The organism is Candidatus Pantoea deserta, assembly GCF_003813865.1.
Classification (GTDB): domain Bacteria; phylum Pseudomonadota; class Gammaproteobacteria; order Enterobacterales; family Enterobacteriaceae; genus Pantoea; species Pantoea deserta.
The window spans coordinates 132173-146985 of the sequence record NZ_RMVG01000001.1 but is presented as its reverse complement, the minus strand read 5'-3'; the positions used below and the strand labels follow the sequence as shown (position 1 = coordinate 146985).

At 59.8% G+C, this 14813-nt stretch carries 11 protein-coding genes and 1 riboswitch; of the genes, 3 read left to right on the top strand and 8 right to left on the bottom strand.

Going from position 1 to position 14813, the window contains the following annotated elements; all coding sequences use genetic code 11:
• The first annotated feature begins 42 nt into the window (after nt 1–42).
• A complete protein-coding gene (locus tag BBB56_RS00640) occupies nt 43–807 on the top strand; it encodes a DedA family protein (protein ID WP_123798017.1) in 765 nt (254 codons plus the stop codon).
• On the opposite strand, the gene thiQ is transcribed toward BBB56_RS00640, so the two are convergent.
• From thiQ to sgrR, 4 genes are all read right to left on the bottom strand, one after another.
• On the bottom strand, nt 784–1512 hold the full coding sequence (thiQ, locus tag BBB56_RS00635) for a thiamine ABC transporter ATP-binding protein ThiQ (protein ID WP_123798016.1): 729 nt from the start codon (nt 1510–1512) through the stop codon (nt 784–786). The two genes, BBB56_RS00640 and thiQ, sit on opposite strands and share 24 nt — an antisense overlap.
• Complete coding sequence (gene thiP, locus BBB56_RS00630) at nt 1496–3106, bottom strand: thiamine/thiamine pyrophosphate ABC transporter permease ThiP (protein WP_123798015.1); 1611 nt, start codon at nt 3104–3106, stop codon at nt 1496–1498. Before thiP ends, thiQ begins: the two co-directional genes overlap by 17 nt.
• Nucleotides 3082–4068 carry a thiamine ABC transporter substrate binding subunit gene (gene thiB, locus BBB56_RS00625; RefSeq protein ID WP_123798014.1) on the bottom strand — a complete coding sequence of 329 codons (987 nt, stop codon included), beginning with the start codon at nt 4066–4068 and terminating at the stop codon, nt 3082–3084. Before thiB ends, thiP begins: the two co-directional genes overlap by 25 nt.
• Nucleotides 4069–4113: 45 nt before the next feature.
• A riboswitch (TPP riboswitch) is annotated at nt 4114–4206 on the bottom strand.
• A 35-nt stretch (nt 4207–4241) separates the two neighbouring features.
• Nucleotides 4242–5903, bottom strand: a complete 1662-nt coding sequence (gene sgrR / locus BBB56_RS00620; protein ID WP_123798013.1) for an HTH-type transcriptional regulator SgrR — start codon at nt 5901–5903, stop codon at nt 4242–4244.
• A gap of 252 nt (nt 5904–6155) precedes the next feature.
• Between sgrR and BBB56_RS00615 the strand changes: the two genes are divergently transcribed.
• Nucleotides 6156–7334 carry an MFS transporter gene (locus BBB56_RS00615; protein WP_123798012.1) on the top strand — a complete coding sequence of 393 codons (1179 nt, stop codon included), beginning with the start codon at nt 6156–6158 and terminating at the stop codon, nt 7332–7334.
• Nucleotides 7335–7521: 187 nt separating this feature from the next.
• Here the strand turns inward: BBB56_RS00615 and leuD are convergent, their stop codons facing one another.
• The 4 genes from leuD to leuA are packed head-to-tail and all read right to left on the bottom strand — an operon-like array spanning nt 7522 to nt 12188.
• Nucleotides 7522–8127 carry a 3-isopropylmalate dehydratase small subunit gene (gene leuD, locus BBB56_RS00610; RefSeq protein ID WP_123798011.1) on the bottom strand — a complete coding sequence of 202 codons (606 nt, stop codon included), beginning with the start codon at nt 8125–8127 and terminating at the stop codon, nt 7522–7524.
• A gap of 2 nt (nt 8128–8129) precedes the next feature.
• Nucleotides 8130–9533 carry a 3-isopropylmalate dehydratase large subunit gene (gene leuC / locus BBB56_RS00605; protein WP_123798010.1) on the bottom strand — a complete coding sequence of 468 codons (1404 nt, stop codon included), beginning with the start codon at nt 9531–9533 and terminating at the stop codon, nt 8130–8132.
• 4 nt (nt 9534–9537) lie between these two features.
• Complete coding sequence (leuB, locus tag BBB56_RS00600; protein ID WP_123798009.1) at nt 9538–10629, bottom strand: 3-isopropylmalate dehydrogenase; 1092 nt, start codon at nt 10627–10629, stop codon at nt 9538–9540.
• Nucleotides 10630–10631: 2 nt separating this feature from the next.
• A complete protein-coding gene (gene leuA / locus BBB56_RS00595; protein WP_123798008.1) occupies nt 10632–12188 on the bottom strand; it encodes a 2-isopropylmalate synthase in 1557 nt (518 codons plus the stop codon).
• A gap of 899 nt (nt 12189–13087) precedes the next feature.
• On the opposite strand from leuA, the gene ilvI reads away from it, so the two are divergent.
• Entirely contained in the window at nt 13088–14812 is a 1725-nt protein-coding gene (ilvI, locus tag BBB56_RS00585) for an acetolactate synthase 3 large subunit (protein ID WP_123798007.1), read from the top strand.
• Nucleotide 14813: the final 1 nt, after the last annotated feature.

Genomic DNA, 14813 nt, shown 5'->3' with positions numbered 1-14813 from the left:
GCCTCTGGACAATCCAGCATCCCAAGTCTGATAAGGAAGGTTATGGAAGCCTGGATTCAACATCTGTTTACGCAGTCGCTGGAGTACGCGCTTATCGCCGTTGCGCTGGTGACCTTTCTTGAATCGCTGGCCTTTGTCGGCCTGCTGCTGCCGGGCACCGTAATGATGGCGAGTCTGGGCGCGCTGGTAGGCAGCGGCCAGATTGGACTCTATCCCGCATGGGCCGCGGGCTTTGTCGGCTGTTTGCTGGGTGACTGGATCTCTTACGGCATCGGCTGGAAATTTCAGGGACCGCTGCACCGCTGGAAGTATCTGCAAAAGTATAAAGGGCTGCTGGATAAAACTGAGCATGCGCTGTATCAGCACAGTATGTTCACCATTCTGGTCGGGCGCTTTGTTGGGCCTACGCGTCCGCTGATCCCGCTGGCGGCGGGGATGCTGGAGCTGCCGGTGCGTAAGTTTCTGCCGCCGAACCTGATTGGCTGCGTGTTGTGGCCGCCGCTCTATCTGCTGCCGGGTATTCTGGCAGGGGTGGCGATCGACGTCCCTAAGGATGCGCAGAGCGGCGCGTTTAAATGGCTGCTACTGCTGGTGGCGCTGCTGGTGTGGCTGGGCGTCTGGCTCGGCTGGCGCTGGTGGCGCAGCGGCAAAAGTCGCGACTGGGCGACGCCGTACCTGCCGCCTGAACGTCTGCGCTGGCTGGCGCCGCTGGGCCTTGCGGTCGCTGCCGCCGCTGTCGCCGCCATCCAGTTCCACCCGATGATGCCCGTGTTCCGTCAGCTGTTATGGCGCGTGTTCTTTGCCTGAGCCTGACGCGCGCGCGATGCCGAGCACCTCGGCTTCGCGCGTGTTGCCCGACAGCAGTGCCTCGGTCGCGCCGTCCCAGTAAACGCGGCCATCGACGATAACCAGACTGCGCGGCGCAATCTGCTGCGCATCCTCCAGACTGTGCGACACCATTAACAGGGTGATGGCGCGCGCCTCGCAGACGCGACGCACCAGCTGCAACATCTCATTGCGCAGCGCCGGGTCCAGCGCCGAGAACGGCTCATCCAGCAGCAGCACCGGACGGTCGCGCAGCAGACAGCGCGCCAGCGCCGCTCGCTGCCGCTGACCGCCGGAGAGCTCCCCCGGCAGGCGCGTCAGCAGATCGCCTAATCCCACCTGATCGGCAATCTCCGCCAGCTGTTTTTGCTGCGCAGCGTTTAGCTTTAACCCCGGATGCAGCCCCAGCGCCATATTCTGCCGCACGCTGAGGTGCGGAAACAGGTTGTTCTCCTGAAACAGCATCGACACCGGCCGCTGCGACGGCGCGCTGTGGCTATGGTCCGTGCCGTCGATGGTCAGCGCGCCCTGGCTGACCGGCAGAAAGCCCGCAATCAGGCTGAGCAGTGTGCTTTTGCCCGCGCCGCTTGGTCCCAGCACCGCCAGCCGCTCGCCGCGCCCGGCGCTAAAGCTGAAGCGCATCGGCAGATGTTGATAAAGGTAAGTCAGATTAGTCAGCGTCAGCATGGCGGCCCGGTAATTTTTCCATCAGGGTAAAAAGCAGCAGGCAGATCAGCAGCAACAGCAGGGCGGTGACCGCCCCGTCCGCGCCGCGATAGGATCCGGTCTGCTGATAGAGATAAAACGGCAGGGTGCGGAAGTCGGCGCTGCCGAACAGGGCCACCACGCCAAAATCGCCGATCGATAAGACACAGGCGAAGGCCAGCGCCTGCGCCAGCGGACGCTTCAGCGCGCGCAGCTCAATCAGCCGCAGGCGGTTCCAGCCGCTGATCCCCAGCGACGCGCAGAGATGCGCATAGCGCTCGGCAATATCGCGCATCGGATTGTCCAGCACCTTAAGCGCATAGGGAATAGCAAGCAGCGCATTGGTGAAGATCACCAGCCCTTCCGGCGAATCGGGCAGGCCCGTGGTGGCGTTGAACAGCAGAAAAAAACCGGTAGCCAGCACGATGCCCGGCATGGCCAGAATCAGCATACCGCTGGTTTCCATCATCTGCGCCGGCAGCAGACGCCGGCGCAGGCGCAGCTCGCGGCTGCTCCACAGCAGCATCATGGTCAGCGCCACGCAGAGCAGGCCCGCGCCCGCCGCGATGCGCAGCGAGGTAAAGGCCGCCTGCCACAGCGCAGGCTGGACCAGCGCGCCGCGGACGCCGCCGCGTAAACCGTCCGCTACCACCGCCAGCAACGGCGGCAGCAGCAGCAGCAGCGCCGCGCCGACGATCAGCGTATCGCCGAGGCGGGCGACCGGCGAATCCTGCGGATCGCGCCAGCCGCGCAGCGGCGCGCTACCCGCCGGGATCGCCTTGCTGAAGCGCTGGCTGAGCAGCACCAGCGTCAGGCAAAAGGCGAGCTGAATCAGCGCCAGCAGCGCGGCGCGGCCGGGATCGTAGTCGTAACTCAGCGCCTGAAAGATCGCCAGCTCAATGGTGGTTGCCTGCGGGCCGCCGCCAAGCGACAGCACCGTGGCGAAGCTGGCGAAGCAGAGCATAAAGATCAGCGCGCCGGTTGGCAGCAGCTGCCGACGCAGCCAGGGCCACTCCAGCAGGGAAAACAGGTGCCAGCCGCGCAGACCGAGCTGAGCGGCCAGCTGGCGCTGTTCGCCCGGAATGCTTTCCAGCGCCTGCAACATCAGACGCGTCGCCAGCGGCAGATTAAAAAACAGATGCGCCAGCAGGATGCCCTGTAGCCCGTAGGGAGAGAAGCGGTAGTCGATGGCGAACAGCTGGCAGAGCTGCGCCAGCCAGCCAGCGCGGCCATACACCGTCAGCAGGCCGAACACCGCCACCAGTACCGGCAGCACCAGCGTCATGGCGCAAAGCCGCAGCAGCAGCTGACGACCGGGGAAGCGGCGACGGTAGAGCGCGCGCGCCAGCGGTATCGCAGGCAGCAGCGACAGCAGGGCGGAGAGCAGCGCCTGGGTAAAGGAGAACAGGACGACATGATGCAGATAGCTGTCGTGCAGCAGCGCGCGCCAGTCGCCGACTGGCGCGCTAAACCCTAGCGCGCCGAAGGCCAGCAGCGCCACGCCGCACAGCAGCAGCGCGGCGCTGCCGCCGGGCAGCAGCCACAGCGGCATCAGCGGCTGACGGCGCGTTGCCATGCACTGATCCAGCCTGCACGCTGCTGCGCCACTTCCTGCGGGCTAAACTGCAGCGCGGTTTGCGGCACGCTCAGGCTCTGATAGCCCGCCGGCAGATCGCTTTTAATCGCCGGATACATCCAGTTGCCGGTAGGGATGGCGTTCTGGAAGGCAGGGGTCAGCATAAACTGCATAAACTGTTGCGCCAGCGCGGGCTGCTTGCTGCTGGCCAGCTGCGCGGCAACTTCGACCTGCAAATAGTGGCCTTCGCTAAAGGCGGCGGCGGCGTAGTTCTCTTTCTTCTCTTCGATAAGATGATAGGCGGGCGAGGTGGTATAGCTCAGCACCAGATCGCCTTCGCCCTTCAGAAACAGGCCGTAGGCTTCGCTCCAGCCCTTGGTGACGGTGACGGTTTTCTGCGCCAGCTTCTGCCAGGCCTCTGGCGCGCGATCGCCGTAAACTTTCTGCATCCAGAGCAGCAGACCCAGGCCCGGCGTGCTGGTGCGCGGATCTTCATAGATTACGCGCCATTTTTCCGGGCTTTCCACCAGCTCTTTCAGGCTGGACGGCGGGTTTTTCAGGCGGTTCTTATCGTAGACAAAGGCGAAGTAGCCGTAATCAAAGGGAATAAAGGTTTGATCCTGCCAGCCGTCCGGCAGCGACACTTTGCTGAGGTCAACGCGGCTTTTTGCAAAGAGTCCGGTCTGCTGCGCGGCCTGAAGCAGATTATTATCCAGGCCGAGCACGACGTCGGCCTTGCTGTTTTTGCCCTCCATGCGCACGCGGTTGAGCAGCGACACGCCATCTTCCAGCGCCACGTACTTCAGCTCACAGCCGCACTGGGCCTCAAAGGCTTTTTTCACCGCCGGGCCGGGACCCCATTCCGCAGAGAATGAATCATAGGTATAGACGGTGAGGGCAGGTTTCGCGGCCAGCGCCGGAACGGACAGCAACAGCAGCAGAGGAAGGATCTGTTTAACCACTTTGCGCTCCTTAAGGAGAATAGTTATGAGTCGCAAAGGATCTGAGCGTAGCAGCCTCTCAAATCCCTACGTCGGTATTAACCGAATCAGGTTCGACGGGTTTCTCTCAGCCTTTTACAGGCACCCCGTTGAGAACGGCTCATTCTAGACATTTCATCAGCAAGGCGAAAGCCTCATAGCGTCGGCGGCGCAAACCAGGCGGATTTAAAGTCGAACCAGCCGAGGGTATTCAGGCGCACGCCGCGCATACTGCGCTGGCCTTCGAGCAGCAGCCAGTGATGGAACAGCGGGTGCAGGCTGTCTGCATCAAGCAGCCGCTTGCTCCATTCCGCCAGCGGCAGGGCTTTGCGCCGCCAGCGCGCCGCATCCGCCTCCCAGTCAACCGGTAAACAGTGGTGCAGCAGCGGGATTTCGTAGAGCTGAGCGAACAGCGAATACTCCAGCGGCAGGGTGAAATTAACGCTGCCCAGCCAGACGTCGCTTTCCGCCTCTCCCTGATGCCAGCGCTCGTAATCGACCGCGCGGGCCACCAGCTGCACATTATGCTGCGCCAGCAGCGGGCGCAGCGCGTTGGCGATGCCTTCGTGTTCCACATGCTGGCTGTACCAGGTCAGCGTCAGGCTCTCCAGACCCGCCGGTTTGTCTACCGGCGTCAGATTACGACGGTGGTGCCAGCGCGGCAGCAGGCCGTAAGCAGGATACCAGTAGCGCTGGTAGCCAATCTCGGCGTGGTTGAGCAAAGCGACAGGATTAAGCAGGTGGCAGAGCCAGCGGCGAATAGCCGCATCGCGACCTTGCGCCGAACGCTGGTCGAACAGCAGAAAATAGCATCCCTCTTCAAGGCGGCTCTCTTCTGACTTTTCATCCTCTTCTGCGCCCTGCAGGCGCACGCCGGAATAGACCAGTTCGTCGCTCATTTCGGGCAGCACCCAGATAGAGACATCGTCAATCAGCGCGCGAAAGCCGAAGTAGTCGTCAAACGCCTCGATCTTTAGCTGGCTCTGATGATTGCGCACCACGCGGTAGGGACCGGTGCCAACGGGATGGCGAGCGAAGTCGCGGATCTGCGGCCATTCGCGCGGCAGGATCATCGCGCTGACGCTGCCAAGCAGCCACGGCAGCCAGCTATCCGGGGTGCTGAGATGCAGATCCAGCGTCCAGGGCGCGGGCGAATCGATGGCCCTGATATGGGAAAAAAGCGGCTGCGGCTGAAGGCGCTCCAGGCTGGCGATCACGTCCGCCATCTCCAGTTCGCGGCCATGATGAAAACGGATGGCCGGACGCAGATAGAAGCGCCAGTGCAGCGGCGCAAGCTGTTGCCAGTGATGCGCGACATCGGCTTCGACTTCCCCGTTTTCCTCATTTATCCGCGTCAGGCCGTTAAAAATCTGGCGCGCCAGATGCGTTTCCGAACGGCGCAGCGGCGAGCCGGGCAGCAGATTAAGCAGCGGACGATAGTAGAGCACGCGCAGGATATGCTTGCCCTGACGAAAGCTGCGGCCAAGGTGGGCGCGGATCATCTGGCGCACCTCCGCTTTATCGCCCACCAGCTGAACCAGCTGATCGATGCGATCCTGCGCCAGCAGATCTTCTGCGCGCTGCTGCTGGAGCGCCAGCCCGGTATAGCAGAAGGTCAGCTGCGAACGCTTGCCGCGCCCCGCCTCAGCCTGCCAGCTGAGCCAGCCTGCGTCCTGCATCGCATTGAGCAGGTTGCGCATATGGCGGCGCGAGCAGTGCAGCCGCTCCGCCAGCTCGCCCAGCGTCACCAGCTGGCTTTCGCCCTGGCAGCTTTGCCACAGACGGATGAACTGTTGCTTGAGGCGTGATGAGGACATAAAAGAGGAACTCCCTGTGAAAAGCGCTCAGTTTTTTCTGCCTCATATTAAGGGCAAACTTGGAAGCATTGGAAGAGCGGGAGGCATTCACACCGAATGGCGCTCAACCATGATTTCGCTGCGGCGGGATCTTTTTCTGAGTAGGGTGCAATTACACCGCCAGCAGAGATTTTTCCCTGCTGGCTTTTTTCTGTTGCGCTAGAATCCTTTCTTTTGTTTTTCCTGATTTTCTCATTGCAAAGGGATTTCGCTATGAAATCGCTGTTAACCCGGAAACGCTCTGTTAATCCAGTCTACCTCGCTTTTATGGCGGCCTCTTTTATGACTGGCATAGCCGGGGCGCTCCAGGCGCCGACGCTGAGTCTGTTTTTAACGCGTGAAGTGCAGGCGCGACCTTTCTGGGTTGGCCTGTTTTTTACCGTCAACGCCATCGCCGGGATTGTTGTCAGTCTGCTGGTGGCAAAGCGCTCCGACAGCCGGGGCGATCGCCGGAATCTGATTCTGTTTTGCTGCCTGATGGCGTTGTGCAATGCGCTGCTGTTCGCCTTTACCCGTCACTACCTGACGCTGATTACGCTTGGCGTGCTGCTTTCGGCGCTGGCCAGCGTCTCGATGCCGCAGATCTTTGCGCTGGCGCGTGAGTATGCCGACCAGTCCGCGCGCGAAGCGGTGATGTTTAGCTCGGTGATGCGCGCTCAGCTGTCGCTGGCCTGGGTCATTGGCCCGCCGCTCTCCTTTGCGCTGGCGCTTAACTTCGGCTTTGTCACGCTGTTCCTTGTGGCGGCGGCGCTGTTTCTGCTCTGTATTCTGCTGATTAAATTTACGCTGCCGTCGGTGCCGCGCGCCGCGCCGCTGATGCAGAGCGGCGGAATGCCGTTAAGCGGCTGGCGCGACCGCGACGTGCGGCTGCTGTTTATCGCCTCGGTGACCATGTGGACCTGCAACACCATGTATATCATTGATATGCCGCTGTATATCAGTGCGACGCTGGGACTGCCGGAGAAGCTGGCGGGACTGTTGATGGGGACGGCGGCCGGGCTGGAAATACCGGTGATGCTGCTGGCCGGGCACTACGCGAAGCGCACCGGCAAGCGCAATCTGATGCTGATGGCGCTGGCGGCGGGCATCCTGTTTTATGCCGGGCTGGTGCTGTTTAGGTCGCAAACCGCGCTAATGGCGTTGCAGCTGTTCAACGCCGTGTTTATCGGCATTATTGCCGGGATCGGCATGCTGTGGTTTCAGGATTTAATGCCGGGCAGGCCGGGCGCGGCGACTACGATGTTCACGAATTCGATCTCGACCGGCATGATTCTGGCGGGCGTTATCCAGGGGACGCTAAGCGAGCGCTTCGGCCATATTGCGGTGTACTGGCTGGCGCTGGGGCTGGCAATAGCGGCGTTCGCGATGTCGGCGCGGGTGAAGAACGTTTGATGAGAGCAGGACGACACGGTGGTCGTCCTTGATTAGGATCGGGTGCTAACGCGGGTGGCATGGGCCGATCGCAACGCCGCTCCAGGCATCCATGCTCGCTCGGCTCGCGACCTCCTTGTCGCGGGACGCTTTGCTCTTATGCCCATGCCACCCTGGTTTTGACTCTAGTGCTGCCTGAGAGCGAGCCTTAATTCAGAAACGCAGGCTGGCGCGCTTCATAGGCAGAAATAGCCGCTTCGTGCTGTAACGTCAGGCCGATGCTGTCGAGTCCGTTCAGCATGCAGTGGCGACGGAAGCTGTCGATCTCAAACGAATACACTTTGTCGCCAGCCGTGACCGTCTGCGCTTCCAGATCTACGGTAAAGCGGATGCCCGGCTGCGCCGCCACCAGCTTAAACATCTCATCGACCTCTTCCTCGCTCAGGCGCACCGGCAGCAGCTGGTTGTTAAAGCTGTTGCCATAGAAAATATCGGCAAAGCTCGGCGCGATCACCACGTGGAAACCGAAGTCAGTCAGCGCCCAGGGCGCATGCTCGCGCGAAGAGCCGCAGCCGAAGTTTTCGCGCGCCAGCAAAATGCTGGTGCCCTGAAACTCAGGCTTATTCAGTACAAAGCTGGCCGTAGGGACGGTGCCCGCGTCGTCGTCGAAGCGCCAGTCGTGAAACAGATGCGCGCCGAAGCCGGTGCGGGTCACTTTTTGCAGAAACTGCTTAGGAATAATGGCGTCGGTATCTACGTTCGCCGCGTCCAGCGGGGCGACGATGCCGGTATGCTGAGTGAATTTGTTCGCCATGATTACGCTCCTGTCAGTTCACGAATATCGGCAAAGCGGCCAGAGACAGCGGCGGCCGCCGCCATTGCCGGGCTGACCAGGTGGGTGCGGCCGCCACGGCCCTGACGACCTTCAAAGTTACGGTTGCTGGTAGAGGCGCAGCGTTCGCCTGGATTCAGACGGTCATTGTTCATTGCCAGACACATTGAGCAGCCTGGCAGACGCCATTCAAAACCGGCTTCGAGGAAGATCTTGTCCAGACCTTCCGCTTCCGCCTGAGCTTTTACCGGACCGGAGCCAGGCACCACCATCGCCACCACGCCCGGCGCGACTTTACGCCCTTTGGCGATGGCCGCTGCGGCGCGCAGATCTTCGATACGCGAGTTGGTGCAGGAGCCGATAAAGACCTTATCAATAGCCACGTCGGTCAGACGAACGCCCGGCTGCAAATTCATATAGGCCAGCGCTTTTTCCGCTGAGGCGCGCTCGACCGGGTCGGCAAAAGAGGCAGGGTTGGGGATCAGCTGGTCTACGGCGATAACCTGGCCTGGGTTAGTGCCCCAGGTTACCTGCGGCGCGATGTCAGCCGCATTCAGCGTAACCACGGCGTCGTAGTGCGCGCCTTCGTCTGACTTCAGCGTACGCCAGTACTCAACCGCCTGGTCCCACTTCTCGCCCTTCGGCGCAAACTGGCGGCCTTTCAGGTAGTTGAAGGTCGTATCGTCTGGCGCCACCAGGCCCGCTTTCGCGCCCATCTCAATCGCCATATTGCACAGGGTCATACGACCTTCCATGCTCAGCGCTTCGATAGCCGGACCGCAGAACTCCACAACGTGACCGGTGCCGCCCGCGCTGCCGGTTTTGCCGATAATCGCCAGCACAATATCTTTGGCGGTAATGCCCGGCGCCGCGTCGCCCAGCACTTCAATTTTCATGGTTTTTGCGCGACCCTGCTTCAGGGTCTGCGTCGCGAACACATGCTCGACTTCCGAGGTGCCGATACCGAACGCCAGCGAACCAAAGGCGCCGTGAGTCGCCGTATGGGAGTCGCCGCACACAATAGTCATGCCCGGCAGCGTCATACCCTGCTCAGGGCCGATAACGTGCACGATGCCCTGAAAAGGGTGGTTCAGATCGTAGAGCTGCACGCCAAATTCGGCGCAGTTTTTCATCAGCTCCTGCATCTGAATGCGCGCCATCTCGCCGGAGGCGTTGATGTCTTTGGTCTGGGTAGAGACGTTATGGTCCATGGTCGCAAAGGTCTTCGACGGCTGACGCACCTTGCGGCCATGCGCGCGCAGGCCGTCAAAGGCCTGGGGCGAGGTCACCTCATGGATCAGGTGACGGTCGATATAGAGCAGCGGCGTCTCGTTGGGCGCTTCGTGAACGACATGTGCATCAAATAACTTCTGGTATAAGGTTTTCATTGTTTTATTTTTCCTCGGCGATAAAGCGGGCAATGATGCTGCCCATTTCATCCGTGGTGACGGCGGGGCCATCACCGGCCAAATCTCGGGTACGGTAGCCTTCTTCCAGCGCGCGGCTGATGGCGCGCTCAATGCTGTCAGCGGCCGTGTCCGCGTTCAGGCTGTAGCGCAGCAGCAGCGACAGCGACAGGATCTGCGCGACCGGGTTGGCGATATTCTGCCCGGCGATGTCCGGCGCGGAACCACCCGCTGGCTCATACAAGCCAAAGCCCTCTTCATTCAGGCTGGCTGACGGCAGCATGCCCATCGACCCGGTAATCATGGCGCACTCGTCAGAAAGAATATCGCCGAACAGGTTCGAGCACAGCAGCACGTCGAACTGCGACGGGTCTTTGATCAGCTGCATGGTGGCGTTGTCGATGTACATATGGCTCAGCTGCACGTCCGGGTAGTCCTTCGCCACCTCGTTGACGATCTCGCGCCACATAACCGAGGTCTGCAATACGTTGGCCTTGTCGATCGAGGTCACTTTGCTGCGGCGTTTGCGCGCGGATTCAAAAGCGATACGCGCAATGCGCTCAATCTCAAAACGGTGATACACCTCGGTATCGAAGGCGCGCTCGTGCGGACCGCTGCCTTCGCGGCCTTTTGGCTGGCCGAAGTAGATGCCGCCGGTCAGCTCGCGCACACACAGAATATCGAACCCTTTGGCGGCAATATCGGCACGCAGCGGACAGAAGGCTTCCAGACCCTGATACAGCGCGGCCGGACGCAGGTTGCTGAACAGTTTGAAATGCTTACGCAGCGGCAGCAGCGCGCCGCGCTCCGGCTGGGAAGCGGGCGGCAAGTGCTCCCACTTCGGGCCGCCGACTGAGCCGAACAGAATCGCGTCGGCCTGCTCACAGCCCGCCACGGTGGCGGGCGGCAGCGGTTCGCCGTGACGGTCGATAGCGATACCGCCGACGTCATATTCGCTGGTGGTAATGCGCATATCAAAGCGCTGACGAATCGCGTCCAGCACCTTCAGCGCCTGCGCCATCACTTCCGGACCAATGCCGTCGCCAGGCAATACTGCGATATGTGAAGAGGTAGACATAGTTACACCGTTTCCTTCTGAAATTTGCGCTGCAATTCTTTTTCAACTTCTTTGGCGCGCCAGATATTGTTCAGCGCGTTGACCATCGCTTTGGCGGAGGATTCGACGATGTCGGTCGCCAGCCCCACGCCGTGGAATTTGCGGTCGTTATAGTTCACGACGATGTCCACCTGGCCCAGCGCGTTTTCGCCGTGGCCTTTAGCGGTTAACTTGTAGTTCACCAGCTCGGCGTCAAAGCCGGTAATGCGGTTGATCGCCTGATAAACGGCGTCCACCGGACCGTTGCCGGTCGCGGCATCAGCTTTGGTGACGTCGCCGCAGCCCAGCTGTACGGAGGCCGTGGCCGTGACGCTGGAGCCGGTCTGCACGTTGAACTCGTTCAGCTGGAAATGCTCAGGTTCTTCATGCTGCTTGTTGATGAAGGCCAGCGCTTCCAGATCGTAATCAAACACCTGACCTTTCTTGTCAGCCAGCTTCAGGAAAGCGTCATACAGGGCATCCAGACTATAGTCGCTCTCTTTGTAGCCCATCTCTTCCATGCGGTGTTTTACCGCCGCGCGGCCTGAACGCGACGTCAGGTTCAGCTGGATTTTGTGCAGGCCGATCGATTCCGGCGTCAGGATTTCGTAGTTTTCGCGGTTTTTCAGCACGCCGTCCTGGTGAATGCCGGAGGAGTGGGCGAAGGCGTTTGAGCCGACTACCGCCTTGTTGGCCGGGATCGGCATATTGCAGATCTGGCTGACCATCTGGCTGGTGCGGTAGATCTCCTGATGATGGATGCCGGTATGAACGTTCATCACCTGCTGACGCGTTTTAATCGCCATAATGACCTCTTCCAGCGCGCAGTTGCCGGCGCGCTCGCCCAGGCCATTCAGCGTGCCTTCAACCTGACGCGCGCCCGCCTGGACTGCGGCCAGCGCGTTGCCGGTCGCCATACCTAAATCATCATGGGTGTGTACGGACAGAATCGCTTTGTCGATGTTCGGCACGCGATTGATCAGCTGGCTAAAGATGCTGGCGTATTCGCCCGGCAGGGTATAGCCCACGGTGTCGGGAATATTAATCGTAGTCGCGCCCGCGTTGATGGCGGCTTCAACCACGCGGCACAGGTCGTCAATCGGCGTACGGCCGCCGTCTTCGCAGGAAAACTCAACGTCGCTGGTGTAATTGCGGGCGCGCTTCACCATCTGTACGGCGCGCTCAATCACCTCCGGCAGCGTGCTGCGCAGTTTGGTGGCGATATGCATCGGCGAGGTGGCGATAAAGGTGTGAATACGAAAGGCGTCAGCGACGCGCAGCGCCTCATAAGCTGCATCGATGTCTTTCTCTACGCAGCGCGCCAGCCCGCAGACGCGGCTGTTTTTAATGGTGCGCGCGATGGTCTGCACCGATTCAAAATCGCCAGGGGAAGAGACCGGGAAACCCACTTCCATCACGTCCACGCCCATGCGCTCCAGCGCCAGAGCGATTTGCAGTTTTTCTTTCACACTCAGGCTGGCCTGTAATGCCTGTTCGCCGTCGCGCAGAGTGGTATCGAAAATAATGACTTGCTGGCTCATCGTATTCATCCTTATGCGTTAACTTCGCCGTGCAACGAGCATAAAAAAACCCGCGCCAGGCGCGGGTTTTAACTTTCAGCAGGTTCGAATCAGTGTTTGATTCTGCCCACGAGTCTACCGCGCAAATTAGATGCGTTAAGTAGTAGACCGAGTAGGCGGAATGAATGAAACATGGATTCGAACCTCGTAAATGTTGTGCTGCATATATTGGTACTGGAATCGGCACGGGATGTCAACCATAAGTAAAAGGGTATTTTTCCGTGCGCCTGAAGGAAAAAATTCTGTCATTTATCGCCAGCTTAGTGAAAGCCGCAACCTGTAGCGAAAAGCGCGCCATGTCAGGCGGTTAAGAGCTGGCGTATTATTTTATATGCTTGAATATAAAAGTTTTTTATTGCTTTTTGCGCGCTGTGCTAACGCGTATTCCACCTCTGTGGATTAGCACATTGTGGCGCGTTCGCTTTATTTTGGAGTCAATCACGCCAGAAATGGATTTGGCGAGAAGATTGTGGGCTAAAAGAAGAGAGTTTAATTTTTTGTTATTTCTTATAACCCGCTGGATATGATTTCCTCTTTAGCATTTTCTCCTGCCTGACTTCCGGGAAATTAGTTAAATCCTCGCGCAGTCAACTTATCGCCAGAGCCTTTACGGTCAGCTTAACGATAAGCGGCGTGTCTGACGTTTGCCTGCCAGGTTTTCTACGGTTATGGTAATCGACCAACCCTTAAAACAATTAACCACGCAGATTTCTCTGTATCTGGACGCCGAAGCATTCATTCGGCGTCTGCGCATAAACATAAGGTTTTGATATTAACTGACGAATGTGGGGCAGGATGCCAGTGGCGCGCAGGAACAGCGGGCGTCAGTGGATTCAGTTCCTCAAGCCTGGAGGCAGAAAATGGAGATGTTGTCAGGAGCCGAGATGGTCGTCCGTTCGTTAATCGATCAGGGCGTAAAACAGGTATTCGGTTATCCGGGCGGCGCGGTGCTGGATATTTACGACGCGCTGCAAACCGTTGGCGGTATCGATCACGTACTGGTGCGCCATGAGCAGGGCGCGGTGCATATGGCCGACGGCCTGGCGCGCGCCACGGGCGAAGTGGGCGTGGTGCTGGTGACCTCAGGTCCCGGCGCAACCAATGCGATTACCGGCATCGCTACCGCCTATATGGATTCGATTCCGCTGGTGATCCTGTCGGGGCAGGTGCCTTCCTCGCTGATCGGCTATGACGCCTTTCAGGAGTGCGACATGGTGGGTATCTCTCGTCCGGTGGTGAAGCACAGCTTTCTGGTGAAAAGCACCGAAGAGATCCCGACCGTGCTGAAGAAAGCTTTCTGGCTGGCGGCCAGCGGGCGTCCTGGCCCGGTGGTGATCGATCTGCCGAAAGATATTCTTAATCCGGCTAATAAACTGCCTTACGTCTATCCGGAATCGGTCAGCATGCGCTCGTATAATCCCACGATTCAGGGACATAAAGGGCAGATCAAGCGCGCCTTAAACACGCTGCTGGCGGCGCACAAGCCGGTGATTTACGCCGGCGGCGGGGCGATTACGTCGGCCTGCGAGGCGGAACTGCTTCAGCTGGCTGAGACGCTGAATATTCCGGTCACGACGTCGCTGATGGGGCTGGGCGCGTTTCCCGGCACCCATCGTCAGGCGGTGGGGATGCTGGGGATGCACGGCACCTACGAAGCGAATATGACGATGCACAATGCCGATCTGATTTTCGCCGTCGGCGTCCGCTTTGACGATCGCACCACCAATAACCTGGCCAAATATTGTCCGAACGCCACGGTGCTGCATATCGACATTGACCCCACCTCGATTTCCAAAACCGTGGCGGCGGATATTCCTATTGTTGGCGACGCGAAGCAGACGCTGCAACAGATGCTGGAACTGCTGGCGCAAAGCGAGGCGAAGCAGGAGCTGGACAGCCTGCGCGACTGGTGGCAGAGCATTGAAGGCTGGCGCAGCCGCAAGTGTCTGGCATTTGATCGCAGCAGCGAGGCGATTAAGCCGCAGGCGGTGATCGAGACTATCTGGCGTCTGACCAACGGCGACGCCTACGTGACCTCGGACGTCGGCCAGCACCAGATGTTCGCCGCGCTCTACTATCCCTTTGATAAACCGCGCCGCTGGATCAACTCCGGCGGGCTGGGCACCATGGGCTTTGGTCTGCCGGCCGCGCTGGGCGTCAAAATGGCGCTGCCGGACGAAACGGTTATCTGCGTCACCGGCGACGGCAGCATTCAGATGAACATTCAGGAACTTTCCACCGCCTTACAGTACGATCTGCCGGTGCTGGTGCTGAACCTCAACAACCGTTTCCTCGGCATGGTGAAGCAGTGGCAGGACATGATCTATTCCGGTCGCCATTCGCAGTCGTATATGGAGTCGCTGCCTGATTTCGTTCGTCTTGCCGAAGCGTACGGCCATGTCGGCATTGCGATTCAGCATCCTTCCGAACTGGAGGAGAAATTACAGCTGGCGCTGGATACCCTGGCGAAAGGCCGTCTGGTATTTGTGGACGTAACGGTTGACGGCAGCGAGCACGTCTACCCGATGCAGATTCGCGGCGGGTCGATGGATGAGATGTGGCTGAGCAAAACGGAGAGGACTTAAT

Coding starts and splice junctions, on each gene's coding strand:
- thiP (WP_123798015.1), bottom strand. CDS start 3,106: ATGGCAACGCGCCGTCAGCCGCTGATGCCGCTGTGGCTGCTGCCCGGC.
- leuB (WP_123798009.1), bottom strand. CDS start 10,629: ATGTCTACCTCTTCACATATCGCAGTATTGCCTGGCGACGGCATTGGT.
- leuD (WP_123798011.1), bottom strand. CDS start 8,127: ATGGCGAACAAATTCACTCAGCATACCGGCATCGTCGCCCCGCTGGAC.
- leuA (WP_123798008.1), bottom strand. CDS start 12,188: ATGAGCCAGCAAGTCATTATTTTCGATACCACTCTGCGCGACGGCGAA.
- thiQ (WP_123798016.1), bottom strand. CDS start 1,512: ATGCTGACGCTGACTAATCTGACTTACCTTTATCAACATCTGCCGATG.
- ilvI (WP_123798007.1), top strand. CDS start 13,088: ATGGAGATGTTGTCAGGAGCCGAGATGGTCGTCCGTTCGTTAATCGAT.
- BBB56_RS00640 (WP_123798017.1), top strand. CDS start 43: ATGGAAGCCTGGATTCAACATCTGTTTACGCAGTCGCTGGAGTACGCG.
- sgrR (WP_123798013.1), bottom strand. CDS start 5,903: ATGTCCTCATCACGCCTCAAGCAACAGTTCATCCGTCTGTGGCAAAGC.
- leuC (WP_123798010.1), bottom strand. CDS start 9,533: ATGAAAACCTTATACCAGAAGTTATTTGATGCACATGTCGTTCACGAA.
- BBB56_RS00615 (WP_123798012.1), top strand. CDS start 6,156: ATGAAATCGCTGTTAACCCGGAAACGCTCTGTTAATCCAGTCTACCTC.